Origin of the sequence: Sphingobium sp. TCM1 (assembly GCF_001650725.1) — a bacterium.
Taxonomy (GTDB): domain Bacteria; phylum Pseudomonadota; class Alphaproteobacteria; order Sphingomonadales; family Sphingomonadaceae; genus Sphingobium.
Window position 1 is genome coordinate 78110 of record NZ_LXVX01000012.1, and the last position, 21356, is coordinate 99465.

A 21356-nucleotide genomic window follows, 5' to 3' on the forward strand; every position below is an offset into this window, starting at 1 on the left:
GTTTTCCGACAGTGCCAGTTTCTTCGCGGGCAATTTTCGTCTAGGGGGCGTGCCCATGAACACGCTAGCCAAGATCGAAAGCGCGCTGCCGCTGCCCGTCACCGTCGATGACATCCTTGCCGCCCGCACCCGCATTGCCGGCGCGATCGTCAAGACGCCGACGCTGATCAGCCAGACGCTGTCCGACATGCTTGGCTGCAAGGTCTATCTCAAGTTCGAAAATCTCCAGTTCACCGCCGCCTACAAGGAACGCGGTGCGCTCAATCGCCTCCTGCAACTGGATGAGGCGTCGAAGGCCAAGGGCGTAATCGGCGCATCGGCGGGCAATCATGCCCAGGGGCTTGCCTATCATGGCAAGCGGCTGGGCGTGCCCGTCACCATCGTCATGCCCACCACCACGCCGATCGTGAAGGTCACGCAGACGCGCGGCCATGGCGCGACCGTGGTGCAGTATGGCGAGAAGTTCGATGACGCCTATGCCCATGCCCGCAAGCTGGAGGTGGAGCAGGGGCTGACCTTCGTTCATCCCTTCGACGAACCCGACATCATGGCCGGGCAGGGCACCGTCGCGCTCGAAATGCTGGAGGATGCGCCGGAGATCGACACGCTGGTCATCCCGATCGGCGGTGGCGGCCTGTTTTCCGGCATGGCGACGGCCGCGCGCGCGATGAAGCCCGACATCCGGCTGATCGGCGTGCAGGCCGAACTCTATCCGTCCATGTATGATTTCATCAAGGGCGCGGACCTGCCCTGCGACGGCGATACGCTGGCGGAGGGTATCGCGGTCAAGCAGCCGGGCGAGATCACCCGCCGCTTCGTCGAGCGGCTGGCCGACGATGTCCTGCTGGTCGACGAACGGCGGCTGGAGGAAGCGCTCAGCCTGCTGTTGCAGATCGAGAAGACCGTGGTCGAAGGTGCCGGGGCGGCGGGTCTTGCGGCGCTGCTCAGCTATCGCGAGCAGTTTGTCGGGCGCAATGTCGGCCTGATCCTGACCGGCGGCAACATCGATACGCGCCTGCTCGCCAATGTCCTGCTGCGCGACCTTGCTCGATCGGGCCGCCTGGCGCGGCTGCGCATCATCCTCCAGGACCGGCCGGGCGCGCTGTTCCATGTCGCCCGCATCTTCGATCAGGAGGCGGTCAACATCCTCGAACTGGCGCATCAACGCATCTTCACCAACCTGCCGGCCAAGGGTCTCAGCCTGGACGTGGAGTGCGAGACGCGGGACAGGGCGCACCTCCAGCGGCTGATCGCGGCGCTGGGCGAGGCAGGCTATGAGGTCGCCCCCATCGAGGTTGCATAATGGGACGTGCCGCTTCCGATTTTTCGTAGTAAATGCCCTTTCCAGCCGGGCATCGGAGCGGCATAGTCCGTCCATGAGCCAGCGCCGACACAGAGCAGGGATGGAGGAGAAAGCGTGACTGCGCCTTTCCGTTTTCCGCGTTTCTTTGTCACAAATCCCAGTCCTTGCCCTTACCTTCCCGGCAAGAGCGAGCGGAAGGTGTTTACCGAACTGAGCGGCGACAATGCCGCCGAGCTCAACGACGCGCTCGGGCGGATCGGTTTTCGCCGCAGCCAGAATGTCGCCTATCGGCCCAGTTGCGCCGATTGTTCGGCCTGTGTGTCCGTGCGTGTCGTGGCCCAGGAATTCCAGCCCAATGCGACGCAGCGCAAACTCCTGCGCCGTAACGAGGATCTGGTCGTCACCGCGTGCAAGCCCTGGTCGACCGAAGAACAGTTCGCCCTGCTCCAGCGCTATCTCCACTCCCGTCATCCCGGCGGCGGCATGACCGAAATGGACGAGATGGACTTTGCCGACATGGTCGAACAGACGCCCGTCGACAGCCATGTCATCGAATATCGCGAGCCGGGCGTCGACGGACGCGTGGGCAAGTTGGTGGGCGCCTGCCTGACCGACCGACAGGGCGACGGCCTGTCGATGATCTACAGCTTCTTCGACACCGAATTGCCGCACCGGCAGGGGCTGGGCAATTATATCATCATGGACCATATCCTGCGCGCCGCCCGCGCCGGACTGCCCTATGTCTATCTGGGCTATTGGGTGAACGGGTCGACCCGGATGCAGTATAAGGTCCGCTACCGCCCGCTCGAAAAGCTCGGCCGTAACGGTTGGGTGCGCTTTGACCCCAGCGAGCAGGAGCAGGCGCTGCGCGACATGCCGCGTCGGGACGGGCCGCCGCTTCCCGTCGAACTTGCTGCGATCCTGCGCAAATAATTCGGCAAAAGCCCTTCATTTGCGACAGATTTCGTGCGCCGTTGATTAAATTGTTTAACTTTTTCCTCTAACTGCCTCTCATGGGCAGGATGAGGAAAGTGGGATTGGAGGACGGCGGTGGATCGCTTTGCTGATCGCCGTTTCGACGACGCGCGGCTGATTCCGCTCCGTGATCGGGCCTCGCACACGCTGTTTCCCGACCGTAACAATCTCCTTGATTCGCCCCTTTTCGATCGTTTGTCGCCGGCCCTGTTTCGCTGGGTGGTGGATCATCGGGGTCACATGCTGGCCTGGCGGTCCGAGCAGGGGCGTGCGACCCTGCGATTCGCGGGCGAACCGCGTGGACATGGCTGGCGCGCCGCGTTCGACCCCGCCGACCTGCGCCGATTGCTCGATGCGGCGACGCGCAATCATCCCGCGCCCATTACGCTGCTCCTGCGCTGTGCGGATGGCGGACGTCGCTGGTGCCGTATCCGGCTGCGGCGCGCGGCGGGATCGGGCGGCAACAGCCTGTTCATCGGGACGGTGGAGGATATTCAGGACTGCCACCGGTCGGAAACGATGGCGCTCAAAGCAGCCCTGACGGAAAGCCGGGAACATTATCGCTGGTCGGTCGATCTCAGCCCGCAGGTGCCCTGGACTGCGGCGCCGGACGGCAGCATCGAGGAGGTCGGGCCGCGTTTTGAGGACCTGACCGGCATGACCGCGCAGGATGCGCTCGGCACGGGCTGGATCGCGGCGCTGCACGAAGCGGATGTCGTGCGCGTGACGGCCCTGTGGCAGGAGCATCTGGCGAGCGGCGAACCGATCGACGTCGATTATCGTATCCTGCTGCGGGATGGCGACTTTCGCTGGATGCGCGCCCGCGCGGCTGCGCGCCGCGATGATCGGGGCCGGATCATCCGCTGGTACGGCACGCTGGAGGATGTCCATGCCAGTCGCCTGGCGCAGAGCGCACTGGCCGACAGCGAGGAGCGGTTCCGCCTCGCGGTCCAGTCGGCGCGGCTTGGCATCTGGGATTTCGACGCGATGGCGGGCACGCGCAACTGGTCGCCTGAACTGCGCGCCATGCTGGGCGTTGCGGACGATGTGCCCGCAACCAACGAACTCGCGCTTTCGCTGGTACATCCAGGGGACCGGGACAGTCTGCGCGCCATGCTGGATGCTGTCGCGGGGGGCACCGTGCCACCCCATTTCGAAGCGACGCTGCGCATCGTCCGCGCGAATGACGGTGCGTTGCGCTGGATCAAGAGCACAGGCTGGACCACCCGGTGCGAGGCGGGGCGGCCGCTGCGGATCATCGTCACTTTTCTCGACGTGACGGAAGAACATGACGCGGAAGAGCGTATCCGCTGGGCGGCGACACATGATCCGATGACCCTGCTGCCCAACCGCGCCCTGTGGCAGGCGCGGCTGGAGGAAATGGCGGCCGATGCGGTGCAGCGGAGCGAACGGTTCGGCTTGCTGCTGCTCGACATCGACGATCTCAAGCGCACGAATGATTCGCTGGGCCATGATGCGGGCGATGCGCTGCTCTGCGGCTTTGCCGCGCGGCTCGCGGCGGTCGCGCCGTCCGATGCGGTGCTCGGTCGGCTGGGGGGCGACGAATTCGGTCTGATCGCGCCGTCGCTGGACAGCGCGGCGTCGCTCGAACGCTGGAGTGGGCAACTGGCCGAGCAGTTGCGCAGGCCGCACCTGCATCAGGGCCGTTCGCTCGACTGCGGTGTCAGCATGGGTGCGGCGCTGTTCGGCGAGGACGGCATAGAGGCAGACGAACTTCTCAAGGCGGCGGACTTGGCCCTCTATGCGTCCAAAGCGGCGGGGCGCGGCCGTCTGACGCTGTTCCGGTCGAGCCTGCGGGCCGAAGCGCAGCAACGCGGCTCGATGCTGCGCATGGCGCGACAGGTGATCGCCGACGATCTGGTCATGCCCTATTATCAGCCCAAGGTCGACCTGCGCAGCGGCAGGGTGCTGGGCTATGAAGCGTTGCTGCGCTGGCTGCACCCGCGCATGGGCGTGCAACTGCCCGCCAGCATCGCGGCGGCCTTCGACCATGGAGAAATCGCCGTTGCGCTGACCCAGCGCATGTTGGACGCCGTGCTGCGCGACCTTTGCCAATGGCTGGCCTCGGGCCATGATCCGGGCCGGATTGCGATCAACGCCTCAGCGGCCGATTTCACCCAGGCGGGCTTTGCCGACAGCGTGCTGGAGCAGTTGCACCGGCGCGACATCCCTGCCGCCCATGTCGAGATCGAGGTCACGGAGACCGTCTTTCTGGGCCGCGGCGCGGATCAGGTGGCCATCGCACTCCGCCAGTTTTCGCAAGCCGGCGTGCGCGTCGCGCTGGACGATTTCGGCACGGGCTATGCCTCGCTCAGCCATCTCAAACATTATCCCGTCGATGTGCTCAAGATCGATCGCAGCTTCGTCAGCAATATCGGGCAGGATGAAGGCAATGCGGCAATCGTCGACGCCATCGTGAAGCTGGGCGGCAGTTTTGGCATGGAAGTGGTTGCGGAGGGCGTGGAAACGGAGGAGCAGGCGCAACTGCTCCTCGGCCGGGGCTGCCTGATCGGCCAGGGATTCCATTTCGGCCGGCCGCAACCCTTCACCGCCGTCTTTCCCGGCCGTTGACCGGCGCGGGCGCGCCGGTCAACGGCCCCCTATTTGCAGCGGCAGGCCCGGCGGACTTTGCCCGCCGATGTGCGGTATCGCACCTTCTCGGTCACATAGCTGGTCGTCGTGGTCGAGGTTGCGGCCGGCTGGACCGTGACGGTGGTCACGATCGGCGCGGGATAATAATAGCCCCCGGCGATATAGCCGCCGCCATGGCTCACCATCGGCGCGGGGCCGGCCCCCCAATGCGGGCCGGGGCCATAGGGCGGCGCGTCATAATCGACACCCGCGCCGCGCACGTCGCCCTCGAAACGGCCTTCATAGGTGCCGCTGACCTTGCGGCCGTCGTCGGTGGTCCAGGTGCCGGTCCAGCGGCCGTCATACTGACTTTCGCCATCGTCCCCATGGCGGGCCACCACATCGTCGTCATAACCCCGGCCGTCATCATAGTCCGCGCCCCGGTGATGCGGGGGGGGCGGCGCGTGGCGCGGTCCGTCCTCCGCCTTGTCGATCGCCATGCCGGCAACCGCGCCGACACCGGCGCCGATCAGCGTACCGGCGGTACGGTTTCCGCGTCCGGCGATGCGGTTGCCCGCCACGCCGCCCACGACTGCGCCGATCACCGCGCCGCCGACGCCATCGTCGCGCCGGGGCGGACCGGGATAGCGATCGTCATAGCCGCCCTCATGGCGGTCCCAGTCGACATCGCTGCGGTAATCATAGACGCGGCCATAACGGTCGGTCATGACCGCATCGTCATAATAGCGGGACCAGCCATAGCCATGCGCCGGCGCCGGCAGGCCATAGGCGCCGTAATTGGCGATATAATAGGCGGGGCTGATCCAGTAGCGCGGCAGGATATAGCCATGGACCGGACGGCGATAGGCGCCCCATCCCCCCGGCGCACGCCAGCCGGCAAACCAGCGTCCATTATGGCGCGGCCCCCAACGGTGCATCGCGGTTCCGCCCATCCCGACGCGGGGCGGCTGCGCGCCCGGCTTGCCGCCGGCGATGGCGGGGGTCGTCGTACCCGTCAGTACCAGGCTGGCGCCGATCAGGGCCAGAGTTGCCATCCGCATGATCTAGTCTCCCTGTTTGCCACGGCGCGCGGACGCGCGGGCCAAAATGCTAACGCGTCGTTTAGCATGATGATCCGCCTGCATCCACGCGTCCAGCCGCGGCACCCTGTCCCGAAACGGGGCGTGCGGCAGGCGGGCTAACGGGGGTCAGCCGATCCGGCTGGCGATCCTTGCGGCGAGCGCTTCCAGCCCCTTCGCATCCTCCGCATCGAAACGGGCCACGCGCGGACTGTCGAGGTCCAGAACCCCGACCACCCGGCCATCGACGACCAGCGGCACGACGATCTCGGACGCGCTCGCCGCGTCGCAGGCGATATGGCCGGGAAAGGCGTGGACGTCGGGCACCAGCTGCGTTTCGCCGGTTTGCGCCGCCGTCCCGCACACCCCCCGGCCCAGCGGAATGCGAATGCACGCCGCCTTGCCCTGGAAGGGGCCAAGCACCAGTTCGCCGTCCACCATCCGGTAGAAGCCGGCCCAGTTGAGGTCGGGAAGATATTGCCAGATCAGCGCGGACAGGTTCGCCATGTTGGCGACCCCATCGGCTTCATCGCGCGTCAGCGCATCGGCTGCGGACAGAAGGTCCGCATACAGGGTCGCCTTGTCGGCGTCGGCATCGGGGGCAAAGTCGTACATGCGGCCGATGTAGGCGGTCGATGCCGTTCTGACCAGAGCATGGCTCAGTCCATCCGTACCTTGCCGCGCCCCTGTTTCACCGAACTGCGCGCCTTCTTGGCGTCGACCCTGCGGGCCTTGGCGGCCTTGCCCGGCTTGGTGGCGATGCGGCGGGCGTCGCGTTCATGCGCCCTGGCGATCATCTCGGCCAGCCGGTCGCGCGCGTCCTGGCGATTGGCCTCCTGCGTGCGAAAGCGGTTCGCCTGGATCAGTATCTCGTTGGCGGACGTCAGCCGCGATCCGGCGAGTTCCTTGATCTTGCGATAGGCATAGGGCGGCAGGCCGAGCCGGAACAGGTTGACGCGCAGTTGCACTGCGGTCGCGACCTTGTTCACATTCTGGCCGCCGGGGCCTCCCCCGGTGATGAAGCGCTCTTCCAGCGCATCATCGGGAATCTCAAAGTCCGGCATCGTCCAGTATCTCCGGCCCGAAGCCGGCCGCGACGAAGGTGGCGGGCAAGGGCGCGGTCGCCTCCGCCGGGGGCTTGTCGCCACGCGGCACGCTCAGGAAGCGGCTGTGGAGCAGCATCTTGCCCATGCCATCGCCATAGACCGGATCGCCGACGATGCCGAAGCCCAGCCCATGCTGGGCATGGACGCGGATCTGGTGGGTACGGCCGGTTTCGGGGGTGAAGGCGATCAGCGCGCGACCATCCTTCTCCGCCAGCTTGCGCCAGTGGGTGACGGCGGGCTTGCCCGCCTTCGCCGCGATCATGCGCCATCCCTGCGCGGCGGTGCTGACCTTCTTGAGCGAGAGTTCGATCGTGCCCTCATCCTCCGCCGGCACGCCTTCGAGCACCGCGACATAGCGTTTGACGACGGTTCCGGCCTCGAATGCTGCGGCGAAGCGTTTGTGCGCCTTGGGATTGCGCGCGAGCAGCAGGCAACCGCTGGTATCGCGATCCAGCCGGTGGACGGGCAACGGCCAGCGCTGGAATCCGAATGTCAGCGAAGCGAGATGGTTCTCCAGCGCGATCGACCCGTCGCGCGGCGCGTCCACCGGCAGGCCGGCGGGCTTGTCGAGGATCAGCGCCTCGCCATCGATAAACAGGACATGGTCGGTAAGCAGGGCCAAGTGGGAAAATCCGATCAAGGGAAGGGGGGCGATTGACGCACGCGCCGCATCCTATAGGGCGTGACGGCGATGGATAAAAGGGGGCAGCCACAGGCGCAATATCGGCTCGACTGGGTCGATGTGGCACGGGGGATCGGCATCATCGCCGTCGTCATCGGCCATGTCTGGACGCGCGGCCCACTGCGCGACGCCATGTACAGCTTCCACATGCCGCTCTTCTTCCTGCTATCGGGGATGCTCTCGCGCCCGCAGCCGGTGGGCGCCTTCACCCGCCGCCAGATCGCCAGCCAGATGCGGCCCTATGCCGCCTTCCTCGCGTTGCTTCTGATCGTTGAACAGATCATCGAGCCGCTCAAGGGGCAAAGGCCGATATTCCGTCACTGGCCGGACGATCTGGCGCCGATCCTGCTGGGCGGAACCTGGTTGCCCGGCCCCTATATCATCTTCTGGTTCGTGCCCTGCCTGATGATCGCCCGCATCCTGTTCAACGTCGCGTTGAACCGCTGGCCCGATCCGCTGGACCGGCGCTGGGCACTGCTCCTGTTGCCGATGCTGCTGTTCGCCTATGTGCTGGGCTGGTGGACTCACGCGTCGCCGCTGGGGCTGCTGAGCGTGCCGATGGCGTTCCTGCTGCTCTGGGTTGGCGCGGTCTGGCCGCGCGTGCCCTGGCATAACCGCATGATCCTGCCGCTGGGCGCGCTGGCGGTGCTGGGTTTGGGCGGCGTCCTGCCCACGCTTAACATGAAGATCGCCGACTATGGCTGGCCCTTGCTGTCGATCGGCGTGGCGGTGGCGACGTCGCTCCTGATCTTCCGCCTGTCAGCCCTGATCGCGCCTTACGCCGGGCCGGTGGCGACGATTGGGCGCGCTTCGCTTGTGATCATGTATCTCCATGTCGCGGTGGTCCATTATCTGACGCCTTATATGGGCAAGGCCGTGCTGCTTGCGCTCGCCTTGCTGCTGCCGTTCGTCGCCTTCCACCTGATCCGGGTGACGCCGCTGCGGCGGATATTTCTATAGGCAGAGGGAACGGCAAGAAATGGGGTGGATTGCCGACCGTCGGCTCTCGGCACTATAATGCTGGAAAGCGGCCCCAGAGCATTATGGATTATAGAAATATGAAAATGGTTTGGCGCATTAGCTTGGCTACTGCGGTCATCATTTCCGGCGCCACAATGGCGACGGCGAGAGAGCCTGAGGGCAGTATTAAAAATCTACCGGCCGAAATTTCTAGAAAATGCAAAACCCCGATCGATTGGGTGAAGGTTGGAACTGGGCGCTCAGTGAGGCTCCAACCATCCTCCGATGCATCTTACGAAAAGATCGATTGCGTTCTGGCAGAGATAAAACGCCAAGATGACATCGACCTCGGCTTCATCGGGAATGAGGCCGATCCAAATCAGGTCATCAGCCCTCCTTGGTCGTATATAGCGGGCGGAAAAATTGATGTGCTGCAAGCGTTAGCGACCGAAATTAAAAAGGCCGGTTGGGTAGTAGGCTCGCTGGCAAAAGCCGATGACGGGACCGGCTTTCTTCTTTTTAGAACCCCTGATGGAATGACCGCAGCACAAGCGGAACCGTTCAATGGCAGGATATGGAAGCAGCAATTAGGCGACATCACTTTTGGGACGGCGCCTACGAAAACGGGTAGTCGCTTGATCGGGGACGAATAGGTTCTACGGCAGGTAACGAATTAGGAAAAATGGCGGGCGAACGACCGGCATTGGTCGCTTCTGGCCGCCGCCGCCTCAACCCCATCCTCAATGCAGATGGCGCAGCTTGTCGGGGTTGCGCATGATGTAGATGGCCGTGACCTTGCCATCCTCGATATCCAGCGCCGTCGTCTGCACCTCGCCATCGGCCTCGCGGGTGACGAAGCCGGGCAGGCCGTTGATGATGCAGGTGCGCAGCAGCGTCGATCCATATTTGCCGAACAGCACCGCCAGCGCCTTGTGCACTTGCATGACCTGGCCAAAGCCGATCGCCGGCCGTATCGCGGCAGGTCGCTTGCCGCCACCATCGCTGTGGAAACTCACGTCGGCCGCCAGCATCGCGCCGAGCGCGGTCATGTCCCCGCTGCGCGAGGCGGCGAAGAAGGCGGAGGCGATCTCCATGCCGCGGGCTTTCTCAACCTGGTAGCGCGGGCGGGCGTCGCGCACATGGCTGCGGGCGCGCGCGGCGAGTTGGCGGCAGGCGGCGGAATCGCGTCCTACCGTCGCGGCGACCTCTTCGAAGTCCAAACCGAACACGTCGTGCAGCAGGAAGGCGGCGCGCTCCAGCGGCGAAAGCCGCTCCAGCGCCAGCATCAGCGGCAGGGCGACATCGTCCTCTTCCTCCTCTTCCTCCACCAGCGGCTCGGGCAGCCAGGGGCCGACATAGGTTTCCCGCTGGACCCGCGCCGATTTGAGCTGGTCGAGGCAGAGCCGCGTCACGGTGCGGCGGAGAAAGGCTTCCGGCTCCCGCACTGCGGCGCGATCCGCGCCCATCCAGCGGATGAACGCCTCCTGCACCATATCCTCTGCATCGGCGACCGACCCCAGCATCCGGTAGGCGACGCGGATGAGGCGGGGACGCAGCGGGTCGAACCGCGCCGCCGCGTCCTCCTGCGTCCCCCGCTCCATCAGGCTGCCGCCTTCATCGGCATGTCGTACCAGAGGTTGAACCCCACCGCGATCCGGTTCCAGCCGTTGATGATGTTGATCATCAGCGTCAGCTTGACCTGCTCCTCCTCGGTGAACTCCCAGTTCAGCGCTTCCCTGGCGGCTTCGTGATTGTGGCCCTTGGCGATTTCCGTCAGCGCCTCCGTCCAGGCCAGCGCGGCGCGCTCGCGCTCGGTATAGCAGGGGGCTTCGCGCCAGGCGGAAAGCAGGTAGATGCGCTGTTCTGTCTCGCCCTTCTCCCGCGCTTCATACGTGTGCATGTTGATGCAGTTGGCGCAGCCGTTGATCTGCGACGACCGGATCTTCACCAGCTCGATCAGGCTCGGTTCCAGGCTGTCGGCGACGGCGGTCGACAGGGCCGTCCAGCTCTTCATCAGTTGCGGCGCGGCGGTGTAGGGATTGATCTTGTCGGTCATGATGCAGCTCCTTCGTTACGATTGCTGACATGACGAGACGGCAATGCCGGATGTGACATGGGCGGCGAAATTTTTTCGACCCACGCGATTTTCGTGGCCTGCGGCTCTGGACAGAGGGCGTCGCCGGGCGTTAGCGGGCGCGCCCTATGTCAGTCATCACCACCATCATGAACACGGCCACCGGCCAGCCGATCCAGAAGATGAAGTTCGAGCGCATGCCCAAGCCCTGGGTGTCGTTCAACCTTGAAAATGGGGAGCTGGTGACGGCCGACCGCGTCGTCGTCGGCAAGCCCGCACCGGGCAAGTTCATCACCCCGGTCGAGGTCTGGGTCACGCCCAAGACGCCGGGATAAACGCCAAAACGCATTGGGGCCGGCGCATAGTCCCGATGCGCCGGCCCCGCAGCATGTTTTCAACCTTCATGCGACCCGAAGGCCGTTTCCATGCTGCTCGACGGAATGACGTCGCGCGCAGCGATCAGCCGTGCAGCTTGATCGCGGTCTCTGCGATGCGGCGACCCTGATAGCGGGCGCCGTCCAGTTCTTCCTCGCTCGGCTGGCGGCTGCCGTCGCCATCGGCGAGCGTAGTTGCGCCATAGGGCGATCCGCCGCGCACCTTGTCCACGCCCATCTGGCCCTGGAAGCCATAGTCGAGGCCGACGATGGTCATGCCAAAATGCAGCAGGTTGGTGATGATCGAGAAGAGCGTGGTTTCCTGCCCGCCATGCTGCGACGCGGTCGAGGTGAAGGCGCCGCCGACCTTGCCGTTCAGTGCGCCGCGCGCCCACAGGCCGCCCGCCTGGTCGAGGAAAGCCGCCATCTGGCTCGACATCCGGCCAAAGCGGGTGCCGGTGCCGATGATGATCGCGTCATAATCCGCCAGTTCGGCAACGGAAGCGACCGGCGCATCCTGGTCGAGCTTGAAATGCGCGTTCTTCGCGACTTCCAGCGGCGCGGTTTCGGGCACGCGCCTGATATCGACCTGTGCCCCGGCGGCGGCGGCGCCTTCGGCCACGGCCTTGGCCATCGTCTCGATATGGCCGTAGGAGGAATAATAGAGAACCAGAACCTTTGCCATTGTCATATCTCCTTGTCGGAACGTCGATGAAAGCAGGGTGGCCGCCCGCATGAGGGAGGGGGATATGCGGGCGGCCCGGTCCGTCCGGGGGGAGGGGGAGTGGACGGACCGAAAGCGTCAGATGCTGTCGACCAGGACGATTTCGGCGTCCTCGATCGCGGTGATGGTGATGGGCGCGCCGCCGATGATCGCTGCGCCGTCGCGCGCCTCGAAGGTCTGGCCGTCAATCTCGATCCGCCCCGTCGCCGGAACCAGATAGAGGTGGCGCCCTTCGCCGCTGTCATAGGTCACGCTTGTCCCTGCCTTGATGGTGCCGCCCAGCAGGCGGGCGTCGGCGCGGATGCGCAGCGCTTCCTTGTCCGCGTCATGCCCGCTGGCCAGCACTACCAGTCGGCCGGAACGGTCGCCCTTCGGAAAGGGCTTGGCGCCCCAGCAGGGCTGGCCGCCGCGTGCACGGGGGATGACCCAGATCTGGAACAGGGTGGTGGTGGTGTCTTCCAGATTATATTCGGCGTGGCGGATGCCGGTGCCGGCCGACATGACCTGAACGTCGCCCGCAGCGGTGCGGCCCTTGTTGCCCAGGCTGTCCTGGTGGGTGATCGCGCCGGTGCGGACATAGGTGATGATTTCCATGTCGCTGTGCGGATGCGGCGGGAAGCCGGATCGGGGGCCGATCTCGTCGTCATTCCAGACCCGGATCGCGCCCCAGTTCATGCGCTCTTCGTCATGATAGTCCGCGAACGAAAAATGGTGGCGTGCATTGAGCCAGCCATGGTCGGCATGGCCAAGCGACGCGAACGGGCGGCGCTCGATGCGGCTCGCAGTGGTCGTCGTCATGAGTCTTTGCCTCTGGGTTGTCGAACCCGAAGGTTCGTTGCGGAGGCGAATGCTTCCGCTTGCTTTCCGTCAATCTAGTCATCAAGATCGTTTCTTGAACAAGCAGCTTTGAAACGGATTGTTTCCTGATGCGACTACCTGATTTCGAGGCCTGGGCGATGTTCGCCGCGGTCGTCGAGCATCGCAGTTTCACTGACGCGGCCAAGGCGCTGAGCGTATCGAAGGCCACGGTGTCCAAGGCGGTCACGCGGCTGGAGGAGCATCTCGACACCAGCCTGTTCAACCGCACCAGCCGCCGTCTGGCGCTGACCGAAAGCGGCAAGCGGCTGGCCGACCACGCCCATCGCATCCTGGCGGAAGGGCAGGCGGCGGAGGAGGCCGCGCGCGACGAGACGGCGGAACTGTCAGGCGTGGTGCGACTTGGCGCTCCCATGACCTTCGGCCTGCTGCGCGTCGCGCCGCTCGTGGCGCAGTTCACCAGGGAGCATCCGCTGGTCGATGTCGACCTGCATCTGTCCGACGCGAAGATCGACATCGTCGAAATGGGGCTGGATGCGACCATCCGCATCGCCGACATGCCCGACAGCAGCCTGCGCGCGCGACGGCTGGCGGACGTGACCATGCATGTTGTGGCCTCGCCCGCCTATCTCGATGCGCGCGGGCGGCCACAGCATCCCGCGGACCTCGGCACCCATGACTGCCTCTGCTATTCCAACGTGACCACGCCGGACGTCTGGCGCTTTGCCGGGCCCGGGCAGCAGAATGTCGTGGTCCAGGTGCGCAGCCGCATCACGGTCAACAGCGGCGAGGCGATGCTGCCTGCGCTGCGGCTCGGGGTCGGGATCGCGCGCCTGCCCGACTTCATCGTCGGGGAAGCGCTGGCAAGCGGCGAACTGGAGGAAATATTGATCGACTGGCGCTCGGCGCCCTTCGGCCTGCATCTGGTGACGCCGCCGTCGCGCCTGCGGCCGGCGCGGGTGGACGCGTTGCTCGACTTCCTGACCCGCCATCACGGCTGTTAACCGCACGCATTCACCTCCGTAAAAAAATTCTCCCGACAGGCCGGTTGCTTGGCTGCGGAACCGGCGTCCTGGCTCGTTTCGCAGGTGAATCCGTCTTGACTCAAGGCCGACCGTTTCGGCCTCAACCCTTTGTAAACAGATTCGTTTTGACGCGACTCGTGGATTTCTGCCGGTTAGCGAAAAATTAACCTTTGTCCTTCAGAAGTTTTTTGGTTAATGATTTGGAGCAGAAGCCGTTCTGGTGGGGTGAACGGGACTGCGACGCAAAGGGGCATTCATATGCGCGTGCTGCTGATTGAGGACGAACCGACCACCGCCAAGGCGATCGAGCTGATGCTCACGACCGAGGGGTTTAACGTCTACACCACCGACCTGGGCGAGGAAGGTCTCGACCTCGGCAAGCTCTATGATTACGACATCATCTGTCTCGACCTGAACCTGCCCGACATGCACGGCTATGACGTGCTGAAGAAGCTGCGCGCGGCCAAGGTGCAGACGCCGGTGCTGATCCTGTCGGGTGTCAGCGAGATGGACAGCAAGGTGCGTTCCTTCGGCTTTGGTGCCGACGACTATGTGACAAAGCCCTTCCACCGCGAGGAACTGATCGCCCGCATCCACGCCGTGGTGCGCCGCTCGAAGGGCCATTCGCAGTCGGTCATCCGCACCGGCAAGCTGTCGGTCAACCTCGACGCCAAGACCGTGGAAGTGGACGGCAACCGCGTCCACCTGACCGGCAAGGAATATGCGATGCTGGAGCTGCTCTCGCTCCGCAAGGGCACGACGCTGACCAAGGAGATGTTCCTCAATCATCTCTATGGCGGCATGGACGAGCCGGAACTCAAGATCATCGACGTGTTCATCTGCAAGCTGCGCAAGAAGCTGGCGCTGGCCTGTGGCGGGGACAATTATATCGAGACGGTCTGGGGTCGCGGCTATGTGCTGCGCGATCCGGATGAAATCCTGGAGGAGCAGGCGAAGGTCGCCTGATCGCAGGGACGGTTTGAGGGGGTGGAAAGGCCGGGGTCCGCAAGGACGCCGGCCTTTTCCGTCGCGGCGACGAGGGCAGTAGGAATGTAAACAGGTGGCAGAGGCCATGACGACCCGCCACCTGATCGACCCGAAAAGCGCCCCCGTCCTCGACTTTCTGCCCGAACTCGATCTCAGCCATGAAAGCCTCCCGGCGATCCGTGCCGGCATGTGCCGCCGATCGACTATCCCGGTCCTGTCGCGACGCCAGACATCCGCGCGATCCCCGGTCGCGACGGCGCGCCTGACGTGCCGCTCCATATCTTCAACGCCGATCCCGACCAGCCGGACCGCAGGGCATCCTGCATATCCATGGCGGCACCGTTGCGATCCGCCGCCTGCTGACGCTCGATTGACGAAAAAAACGGGCCGACGATCCCCGAAAGGTCGCCGGCCCGTTCCAGGCGTCGGAGCCATGCTCCTGCGGGGGTCAGTCTTCCGCCTGATCCGGGCCGGACGATCCGGTCGATGCCGCTCCCTGGCCGCTGCCCGAAACCTGCCCGCTGGCGTCGATCGATGCCGCATTGTCCAGCGTTCCACCGACGCTGTTCGCGCCTTGGCTCGCGACATTCTCCACCCGATCGCGACCGTTGGTCACCGTGTTGGTGGCGCGGGATCGGGCGTTCTCCGCAATGGCGGTCGCTCGATCCCGCGCGGTGCCGGCGGTGTCGCTGGCGCGGTCACGAACGGGCGCGACGGCGTTGCGCGCGTCGCTGACACCCAGCGTGTCCACCCCCAGACTGCCGCTGGCGGAGCTTTCGGCCGAACCCGAGGTACTGCGGGTCTTCCCCTTGCGAGTCGTCGCGCCCTCGGCGGAGGCGCGGCCTTGGTGCGATCCGCTGGCGCCCACGCGCCCATCGTCCAGGTCGATGCTGCGGTCGAGGTGGCCGGCTCCGCCCAGCGCACCACCCAACGATCCGCCAAGGCCGCCGGACCCACCCAAGGCGCCGCCGAGTGATCCGCCCAGGCCGCCCCCGCCGCCCAGCAACTGGGCGGAAGCGGGCGCCATGGTCAGCGCGGTAAGGCAGGCGGCGGCAATCAGAAACTTCGTCTTCATCGCTCATCTCCTTGATATGTGTCGATGCGATGGAAGGAGAACGGGAGGCGAAGGCGCTTTAATCCCGGAACCGGGAAAAATTTAGCAAGGCTCGGAAATTCAATTCATATTTCGGCATGATCCGCACAGGATCGGCGGTTTTCCCTTGGTCGCTTCGGTGTTCAGTGCTTCTACGCTGCCCCTGGCAAACAACCGTCCGGCAACCAGTGGCGCGGCAAAGCTGGTGCCCCGCACCTTCGCCTTGCCCCCAAAGGCGTCCGCCGCCTGCATATCCGCACCTGGCGCGGCAAAATCGATATGCAGTGCGCGTCCCGCTTCGGGCAACGGGCGACCGCGCGCATCAATGCCCGTGACCGCAATCACGCCGGGGTACGAGGCCGGATAGGCAGGCGGGGCGGCAGGCCCGTCATTGCCGACCGCCGCGACCACCATCACGCCCTTGTCCCGCGCAAGCCGGATCGCGCCCTCCAACAGCGGATTGGCAGGCCCGACCAGGCTGACCGTCACCACCCGCACGCCGCGCGCCGCCATCCAGCCCAGGGCGCGTGCGATGGCGAAGGCGCCGCCGCCGGCCGGATCATCGCCATAGACGTCCGCGACCAGCAACGGCGTCCCAGGGGCGGCCCCCCTCACGATGCCGGCACCGCTGATGAGCGAGGCGACGGCGGTGCCATGGGCGCTGGCGCGGGGCGCCCCCTGCGCAAAGCCGCGCTGCTCGATCGCGCCGGTCAGGGCGGGGTGGCGCGCGACGCCGCCGTCGATCAATCCGGCGGCACGCCCCTCGATCTGGCCGCCCGCCAGCGCATCGCGGGTGGGCGCGCGCGTGGAGCCGCTGGGGAAATAGAGATTGTCCGCACTGGCCTGCCCGCGCGGGGCGATCCTGCGCACCTCACGCAGCGCTCGTGCAAGGCTGCGGCCCTGCGGCACGGTGAGGCGGACCAAGGGCAGGTCCAACCCCTTCACCACCTCATGTTCCACCCCATAGCCAGCGGCCTGCAGCGCCGCCAGCGCGGGCGCATCGGCGCCGGTCAGCAGGATGATGCCACGCCGGGCCGGCGCACGGCGATCATCCAGTTCGACCCGGTCGCCATGGTCGCGCAGCAAACTGGTTAGGCGCGTCGCCCGCATCGCTGCGAGCCGTCCGGCAAGACGGTCGGGGGACAGGCGTTCGATACCGGTTGCGTCGACTGCGCCCTCGACCCGTCCGAGCAGGTCGGGCACCGCTCGTCCGACGTCTGGCAATAACTGGGCCTGGCCTTCCGGAGCGATCAGGATCAGCCCCGCGATCATCCAGGGGCGCGTCAATTTCATCTCTGTCTCACCAGTCCCTTCACCCGCAAAATCATCCATTGCGAAAAAATTTCCATCTGTCTTCTCTCATCGGGGATGAAACGGTCGAGGAAGGGCGTTTCATCCAGCGAACAAGAGACGGAGACCTGATGTCGTTCGAGCGCGACCTGTTGGCGATACTCCCCAGGTTACGGCGCTTTGCCGCCAGCCTGTCGCGCAACCGCGCCGACGGCGACGATCTGTGCCAGGCGGCGCTGGAGCGTGCCTTGAATGCGCGCGATCAGTGGCAGCCGGGCAGCCGTCTCGACAGTTGGGTGTACCGGATCATGCGCAATCTTTGGATCGACGAGGCGCGTGCGCGGCAGCGCGCCGCCCGGACCTTCGCCCCCGAAGAGGCGGGCGCGAACATCGGCCATGCCGGCGACCGCGATATCGAGGCACATATGGCCCTGTCCGATGTAGACCGGGCGATGCAGGCCCTGCCGGAGGAACAGCGCGAAGCCATCGCGCTCGTGCTGGTGGAGGGGCTGTCATACAAGGAGGCCGCGCAGGTGCTGGGTATCCCAATGGGGACACTGACTTCGCGGTTGGTGCGCGGGCGCGGCGCGCTGATCGAACTGATGGGAGAAGCGGCATGAACCGGATCGACGAAGCCATGCTGATCGCGCTGGTCGACGGAGAACTGGACGAGGTCAATCGCCGACGCGTCGAACGCGCGGTGGCGGACGATCCGGCACTGGCGGCGCGGCTGGACCTGCACCTGCGGTTGCGCGCGCGCCTGACCGGCCATTATTTGCCCGTCGCGGAAGAGCCGGTGCCCGAACGGTTCAGCGCCCTGCTGACCGACGGCGAACGCGTGACCCCGATCACGCGCACGGCGCCGCGCTGGCGTGACTGGGCGATGGGCGGTGCGATCGCCGCCAGCCTCCTGCTCGGCCTTGGCATCGGCCGCATGACGGGCGAGGGGACAGGACCAATCGGTCTGCTCGATGGTGTGATGGTGGCACAAGGTCCGCTGGCCGCCGCGCTCGACACGCAACTGGCGTCGGCGCAGGATGGCGTCGCGATCCGCATCGGCGTCAGCTTCCGGCGCAAGGGCGGCGGCTGGTGCCGCAGTTTCGACGGTGCATTGGCAGGCGTCGCCTGTCGTCAGGGTGAAGGATGGCAGGTGCAGCAGGCGCTGCCGGGCGCGGGGCAGGGGACGGCCTATCGCCAGGCGTCCTCGGCTGATGCGCGGGTGATGGCGACCGTCGATGCGCTGATCGACGGTGCGCCGGTGGATACCGCCGGCGAGCGGGCGGCGCAGGCGGGCGGATGGCGCTGACCGTGTGTCATCCGCGCTTCGAGACCGAAGTCAGGGGGCGCTTGTGCTCCCCTGTCCCTCAGAACTCCAGGTTGAACCGGCCATAATAGAAGCCGCCGCTGATGCCATAGGGGGCATAGGCGTTGTAAAGGCTGCCCGCCGCGCGGTTCACCGGCTTCAGCTTGTCGGGATAGGTGTTAAGCAGATTGTTCGCTCCGATCGACAGCTTCACGCCCTTGGCCAGCTTGTAGCCGATCTCCAGGTCCAGGATCGCCTTGGGTGACAACACCTCGTCCACGAAACCCAGCGTGCAGCCGGCGCTGCCCGCGGTGCAGGCGACATAGTCGCTCGTGTGATAGACGCGCGCGCTGGCCCGCTGGGTGATCTTGCCGAAGCGGGTGGCGCGCAGGTTGAGGTTGAACGCATCCTTTTCCCACAGGATGTTCGCGATGAACTTGTTGCGTGGCGTGCCTTCCGACAGATCGCCGATCTTGGCGCGGCCGATCAGCGCCAGTCCCGAAGCGGCGATCACGTCGGGAACCGGGTCGATGTGGGTGAAGATCGTCTTGTTGAAGTTGGCCGACAGGCTGACCGTCGCTGTTCCCATGTCGCCCAGTCCCGCGCGATAGGTGCTGACGATGTCCAGGCCGCGGGTGCGCGTGTCGGCGGCGTTGGAGAAGATCAGGCCACCGGCCACGCCCTGGATGCCCGCCGCAGCCAGCGCGTTCATGACCACCGTACCGCTCAGCGTCTCGGACAGCAGGATGCGGTCCTTGATCTTGATCTGGTAGGCGTCGATGGTGAGGTTCAGGTTCGGCGCGGGAGTGATGACGATGCCAGCCGAAAAGTTGGTCGACTTTTCGGGTTTCAGCGACACCGCGCCCAGAGCGCGCGCGGCAACCCCGTCGACCGGCAGCGCCTGCACCGGCAGCAGCTGGTTGACGCCGTTCACCGGCACGTTGATGGTCGACGATGACGCGTAATGCTGTTGTTGCAGCGTCGGCGCGCGGAAGCCGGTGCTGGCGGTGCCGCGAATGGCGAAGCCGCGCGTCGGTTCGATGCGGATCGATGCCTTGCCGGTATCGGTCGTGCCGAAGTCGGAATAATCCTCATGCCGCCCGGCCAGGCCGAATTCCACGCCCTGAACAATCTCGCCTTCCAGGTTCACATAGGCGCTCCAGTTGTCGCGGCTCCAGCTGCCCGAACCCTCGGGCAGGAAGCCGGTGACGCCCTGGGAGCCGACGCCAGTCCGCGTCACCCCCGCCAGCCAGCTTCCCGCCGGCGACACATATTTGCCGTCGATATAGGATTCCGGGTCGCCGGCGCCGATCAGGAACTTGTTTTTCTTATATTCGGCGCCCACCGCCAGGGCGAGCGGCTCGCTCAGGCCGACATCGAATTCCTTGGTCAGGTCCAGGTTGCTGGTCCATTCATCGAACCGGATCTTGCCCAGGTAGAAATGGGTGGGGCTGGCCGTGCCCATGGACGGATTGAGCGATGTGGTCTGCGAATATTTGACCTCATCCTGTGCATAACTTGTGGATAAGTCGAAATTGACGCCACCGCCCAGTTCTCCGCGCAGGCCCGCGGCGACCTGGAAATCCTCGTCATAGACGTGGATGCGCGGGATATAGCCTTCCGGGTAGATCGCGTAGATGTTGTTGAGCGCGGCCGGATTGCGATAGGTCAGCCAGCCGGCGGCGTGGCGCTTGGAATAGGTGCCGAAGCTGTAGAGTTCCAGCCCGCCATTGCCCACGGGCATCATCGCGTCATAGCCGACATTTCCACCGATCACCTGCGGCTGGCCATATTTGGCGCGGATGCGGTCCGGGTTCGCATTGCGCGCGTCGCCGGTCGGGTAGAAGGGATTGGTGGTGATCGGGCTGCTGGCGACGACCGTATTGTCCTGCAACACGCCGTCCGCCGACAGATGGATATAGCCGCCGTCGGGGCCGATCGAAAAGCCCTTGTCGATCTGCCAGCGCCCCTGCCAGCCGCCATTGTCCGCGGTGCTGCCCATGGTCAGCGCCGCGCCGCCCGCCGTGTCGTTCTTCAGGATGATGTTGACCACGCCCGCGATCGCATCTGACCCATATTGCGCCGACGCACCGTCGCGCAGCACCTCGATTCGCTGGATCGCGTTGCCGGGGATCAGGTCCAGGTCCGGCGGCGACTGGCCGTTCTGGACGGACCCGTTGATGAACAGGGTCGCGGTATTGTGCCGGCGCTTGCCGTTCACCAGCACCAGCAGCTGGTCGCCGCCCAGACCGCGCAGCGACAGGGTACGCACCGCCCAGCTCGCGCCCGCGCCATTATTCGAAACGTTGATGGAGGGGACCAGCGTGCCCAGCAGGTCGCGCACCGACTGCTTGCCGCTGGTTTCCAGATCCTTCGCGCCCAGCACGTCGATCGGCGCCAGGCTCTCGGCGACCGTGCGGGTGGTGGTGCGGGTACCGGTGACGATAATCGGCGTCGCATCCTCGACCGGCTCGGGGGCAGGGGCCATCGCCAGAGTGTCCGACCCTGCGCCCGGCACGCTGGCCTGCGCATATTGCAGCGCCAGCGGGCTGCGCCGGGCGGCGCTGCGGCTGGCGGGGGATGCCAGCGCGATGACGCCGGCGCCTGCTTCGGAGGATTTGAGGTCGGTGCCCGCAAGCAGGCGCGCCAGCGCTTCCTGGGTCGACATCCATCCCTGTACGCGGCGGCTGCGGATCGCGGCGACCTCGTCATAGGGAAAGAGAATACGCACGCCCGACTGGGCGGACAATTGCCGCAGCGCCCCGCTCAGCGGCTGGACATGGATGTCGAACTTGTGACGCTGGACCAGTGAAGCGTCCGTGGTCGCCGCGGCAACAAGTTGACTGGGCGAAACAAGGCTGATGGCGAGGGCAGCCCCCGCCACGGCATGGCGAATACGCATTGTCTGTTCCCCTGATGCGACGACAATTATTGCCGTTCTGCTGCTAGGGAACGAATGTGGTCGTGCGATCC

The 21356-nt window shown here is 65.5% G+C and carries 22 protein-coding genes; 11 read left to right on the forward strand and 11 right to left on the reverse strand.

The window, feature by feature from the left end; genetic code table 11:
- The first annotated feature begins 55 nt into the window (after positions 1–55).
- The 3 genes from A7Q26_RS09345 to A7Q26_RS09355 all read left to right on the forward strand — a co-directional run bounded on the left by A7Q26_RS09345 (position 56) and on the right by A7Q26_RS09355 (position 4870).
- Positions 56–1303, forward strand: coding sequence for a threonine ammonia-lyase (locus tag A7Q26_RS09345; RefSeq protein ID WP_066859121.1), 1248 nt, complete (start codon positions 56–58; stop codon positions 1301–1303).
- A gap of 114 nt (positions 1304–1417) precedes the next feature.
- On the forward strand, positions 1418–2236 hold the full coding sequence (locus tag A7Q26_RS09350) for an arginyltransferase (RefSeq protein ID WP_066859122.1): 819 nt from the start codon (positions 1418–1420) through the stop codon (positions 2234–2236).
- Positions 2237–2353: 117 nt separating this feature from the next.
- Positions 2354–4870 carry a sensor domain-containing protein gene (locus tag A7Q26_RS09355; RefSeq protein WP_066859123.1) on the forward strand — a complete coding sequence of 839 codons (2517 nt, stop codon included), beginning with the start codon at positions 2354–2356 and terminating at the stop codon, positions 4868–4870.
- A gap of 29 nt (positions 4871–4899) precedes the next feature.
- On the opposite strand, the gene A7Q26_RS09360 is transcribed toward A7Q26_RS09355, so the two are convergent.
- The 4 genes from A7Q26_RS09360 to A7Q26_RS09375 form a co-directional block, all read right to left on the reverse strand.
- On the reverse strand, positions 4900–5931 hold the full coding sequence (locus tag A7Q26_RS09360; RefSeq protein WP_066859124.1) for an RcnB family protein: 1032 nt from the start codon (positions 5929–5931) through the stop codon (positions 4900–4902).
- 147 nt (positions 5932–6078) lie between these two features.
- Positions 6079–6564, reverse strand: a complete 486-nt coding sequence (locus tag A7Q26_RS09365) for a GAF domain-containing protein (RefSeq protein ID WP_066859125.1) — start codon at positions 6562–6564, stop codon at positions 6079–6081.
- Between the two features lie 44 nt (positions 6565–6608).
- Positions 6609–7013, reverse strand: coding sequence for an alternative ribosome rescue aminoacyl-tRNA hydrolase ArfB (gene arfB, locus A7Q26_RS09370; protein ID WP_066859126.1), 405 nt, complete (start codon positions 7011–7013; stop codon positions 6609–6611).
- The gene (locus tag A7Q26_RS09375; RefSeq protein WP_066859471.1) at positions 7000–7677 is read right to left on the reverse strand and encodes an RluA family pseudouridine synthase; all 678 of its coding nucleotides are present in this window, start codon (positions 7675–7677) and stop codon (positions 7000–7002) included. The genes arfB and A7Q26_RS09375 overlap by 14 nt, the downstream gene beginning before the upstream one ends.
- A gap of 69 nt (positions 7678–7746) precedes the next feature.
- Between A7Q26_RS09375 and A7Q26_RS09380 the strand changes: the two genes are divergently transcribed.
- On the forward strand, positions 7747–8697 hold the full coding sequence (locus A7Q26_RS09380; RefSeq protein WP_066859127.1) for an acyltransferase family protein: 951 nt from the start codon (positions 7747–7749) through the stop codon (positions 8695–8697).
- Positions 8698–8795: 98 nt separating this feature from the next.
- Positions 8796–9350, forward strand: a complete 555-nt coding sequence (locus A7Q26_RS09385; RefSeq protein ID WP_066859128.1) for a hypothetical protein — start codon at positions 8796–8798, stop codon at positions 9348–9350.
- A gap of 87 nt (positions 9351–9437) precedes the next feature.
- On the opposite strand, the gene A7Q26_RS09390 is transcribed toward A7Q26_RS09385, so the two are convergent.
- Both A7Q26_RS09390 and A7Q26_RS09395 read right to left on the reverse strand, forming a co-directional pair.
- Positions 9438–10298 (reverse strand): sigma-70 family RNA polymerase sigma factor, encoded by an 861-nt coding sequence (locus A7Q26_RS09390; protein ID WP_066859129.1) that lies wholly within the window; start codon positions 10296–10298, stop codon positions 9438–9440.
- Positions 10298–10753 carry a carboxymuconolactone decarboxylase family protein gene (locus A7Q26_RS09395; RefSeq protein ID WP_066859130.1) on the reverse strand — a complete coding sequence of 152 codons (456 nt, stop codon included), beginning with the start codon at positions 10751–10753 and terminating at the stop codon, positions 10298–10300. Before A7Q26_RS09395 ends, A7Q26_RS09390 begins: the two co-directional genes overlap by 1 nt.
- Before the next feature lie 146 nt (positions 10754–10899).
- Here A7Q26_RS09395 and A7Q26_RS09400 point away from each other — a divergent pair, with 146 nt between their 5' ends.
- Positions 10900–11106: a hypothetical protein gene (locus A7Q26_RS09400; RefSeq protein WP_198162892.1), complete on the forward strand. Its 207-nt coding sequence runs from the start codon at positions 10900–10902 to the stop codon at positions 11104–11106.
- A 124-nt stretch (positions 11107–11230) separates the two neighbouring features.
- Here the strand turns inward: A7Q26_RS09400 and wrbA are convergent, their stop codons facing one another.
- Positions 11231–11830 (reverse strand): NAD(P)H:quinone oxidoreductase, encoded by a 600-nt coding sequence (wrbA, locus tag A7Q26_RS09405; RefSeq protein ID WP_066859131.1) that lies wholly within the window; start codon positions 11828–11830, stop codon positions 11231–11233.
- Positions 11831–11947: 117 nt separating this feature from the next.
- On the reverse strand, positions 11948–12667 hold the full coding sequence (locus A7Q26_RS09410) for a pirin family protein (protein WP_066859132.1): 720 nt from the start codon (positions 12665–12667) through the stop codon (positions 11948–11950).
- A gap of 128 nt (positions 12668–12795) precedes the next feature.
- On the opposite strand from A7Q26_RS09410, the gene A7Q26_RS09415 reads away from it, so the two are divergent.
- The 3 genes from A7Q26_RS09415 (at position 12796) to A7Q26_RS25860 (ending at position 15060) form a co-directional block, all read left to right on the forward strand.
- Complete coding sequence (locus A7Q26_RS09415; protein WP_066859133.1) at positions 12796–13689, forward strand: LysR family transcriptional regulator; 894 nt, start codon at positions 12796–12798, stop codon at positions 13687–13689.
- A 279-nt stretch (positions 13690–13968) separates the two neighbouring features.
- A complete protein-coding gene (ctrA, locus tag A7Q26_RS09420) occupies positions 13969–14676 on the forward strand; it encodes a response regulator transcription factor CtrA (protein ID WP_066859134.1) in 708 nt (235 codons plus the stop codon).
- 210 nt (positions 14677–14886) lie between these two features.
- Complete coding sequence (locus tag A7Q26_RS25860; RefSeq protein ID WP_232313742.1) at positions 14887–15060, forward strand: hypothetical protein; 174 nt, start codon at positions 14887–14889, stop codon at positions 15058–15060.
- Positions 15061–15145: 85 nt separating this feature from the next.
- Here A7Q26_RS25860 and A7Q26_RS09425 read toward each other — a convergent pair whose 3' ends face one another.
- Both A7Q26_RS09425 and A7Q26_RS09430 read right to left on the reverse strand, forming a co-directional pair.
- The gene (locus A7Q26_RS09425) at positions 15146–15772 is read right to left on the reverse strand and encodes a hypothetical protein (protein ID WP_066859135.1); all 627 of its coding nucleotides are present in this window, start codon (positions 15770–15772) and stop codon (positions 15146–15148) included.
- 99 nt (positions 15773–15871) lie between these two features.
- Positions 15872–17122, reverse strand: coding sequence for a S8 family serine peptidase (locus tag A7Q26_RS09430; RefSeq protein ID WP_066859136.1), 1251 nt, complete (start codon positions 17120–17122; stop codon positions 15872–15874).
- An 89-nt stretch (positions 17123–17211) separates the two neighbouring features.
- On the opposite strand from A7Q26_RS09430, the gene A7Q26_RS09435 reads away from it, so the two are divergent.
- A complete protein-coding gene (locus A7Q26_RS09435; protein ID WP_066859137.1) occupies positions 17212–17700 on the forward strand; it encodes an RNA polymerase sigma factor in 489 nt (162 codons plus the stop codon).
- Positions 17697–18386: an anti-sigma factor family protein gene (locus tag A7Q26_RS09440; protein WP_066859138.1), complete on the forward strand. Its 690-nt coding sequence runs from the start codon at positions 17697–17699 to the stop codon at positions 18384–18386. The genes A7Q26_RS09435 and A7Q26_RS09440 overlap by 4 nt, the downstream gene beginning before the upstream one ends.
- A 58-nt stretch (positions 18387–18444) precedes the next feature.
- On the opposite strand, the gene A7Q26_RS09445 is transcribed toward A7Q26_RS09440, so the two are convergent.
- Positions 18445–21285 carry a TonB-dependent receptor gene (locus tag A7Q26_RS09445; protein WP_066859139.1) on the reverse strand — a complete coding sequence of 947 codons (2841 nt, stop codon included), beginning with the start codon at positions 21283–21285 and terminating at the stop codon, positions 18445–18447.
- Positions 21286–21356 lie beyond the last annotated feature (71 nt).

Coding starts and splice junctions, on each gene's coding strand:
- A7Q26_RS09345 (WP_066859121.1), top strand. CDS start 56: ATGAACACGCTAGCCAAGATCGAAAGCGCGCTGCCGCTGCCCGTCACC.
- A7Q26_RS09360 (WP_066859124.1), bottom strand. CDS start 5,931: ATGCGGATGGCAACTCTGGCCCTGATCGGCGCCAGCCTGGTACTGACG.
- A7Q26_RS09365 (WP_066859125.1), bottom strand. CDS start 6,564: ATGTACGACTTTGCCCCCGATGCCGACGCCGACAAGGCGACCCTGTAT.
- arfB (WP_066859126.1), bottom strand. CDS start 7,013: ATGCCGGACTTTGAGATTCCCGATGATGCGCTGGAAGAGCGCTTCATC.
- A7Q26_RS09380 (WP_066859127.1), top strand. CDS start 7,747: ATGGATAAAAGGGGGCAGCCACAGGCGCAATATCGGCTCGACTGGGTC.
- A7Q26_RS09385 (WP_066859128.1), top strand. CDS start 8,796: ATGAAAATGGTTTGGCGCATTAGCTTGGCTACTGCGGTCATCATTTCC.
- A7Q26_RS09390 (WP_066859129.1), bottom strand. CDS start 10,298: ATGGAGCGGGGGACGCAGGAGGACGCGGCGGCGCGGTTCGACCCGCTG.
- A7Q26_RS09395 (WP_066859130.1), bottom strand. CDS start 10,753: ATGACCGACAAGATCAATCCCTACACCGCCGCGCCGCAACTGATGAAG.
- A7Q26_RS09400 (WP_198162892.1), top strand. CDS start 10,900: ATGTCAGTCATCACCACCATCATGAACACGGCCACCGGCCAGCCGATC.
- wrbA (WP_066859131.1), bottom strand. CDS start 11,830: ATGGCAAAGGTTCTGGTTCTCTATTATTCCTCCTACGGCCATATCGAG.
- A7Q26_RS09410 (WP_066859132.1), bottom strand. CDS start 12,667: ATGACGACGACCACTGCGAGCCGCATCGAGCGCCGCCCGTTCGCGTCG.
- A7Q26_RS09415 (WP_066859133.1), top strand. CDS start 12,796: ATGCGACTACCTGATTTCGAGGCCTGGGCGATGTTCGCCGCGGTCGTC.
- ctrA (WP_066859134.1), top strand. CDS start 13,969: ATGCGCGTGCTGCTGATTGAGGACGAACCGACCACCGCCAAGGCGATC.
- A7Q26_RS09425 (WP_066859135.1), bottom strand. CDS start 15,772: ATGAAGACGAAGTTTCTGATTGCCGCCGCCTGCCTTACCGCGCTGACC.
- A7Q26_RS09430 (WP_066859136.1), bottom strand. CDS start 17,122: ATGGATGATTTTGCGGGTGAAGGGACTGGTGAGACAGAGATGAAATTG.
- A7Q26_RS09435 (WP_066859137.1), top strand. CDS start 17,212: ATGTCGTTCGAGCGCGACCTGTTGGCGATACTCCCCAGGTTACGGCGC.
- A7Q26_RS09440 (WP_066859138.1), top strand. CDS start 17,697: ATGAACCGGATCGACGAAGCCATGCTGATCGCGCTGGTCGACGGAGAA.
- A7Q26_RS09445 (WP_066859139.1), bottom strand. CDS start 21,285: ATGCGTATTCGCCATGCCGTGGCGGGGGCTGCCCTCGCCATCAGCCTT.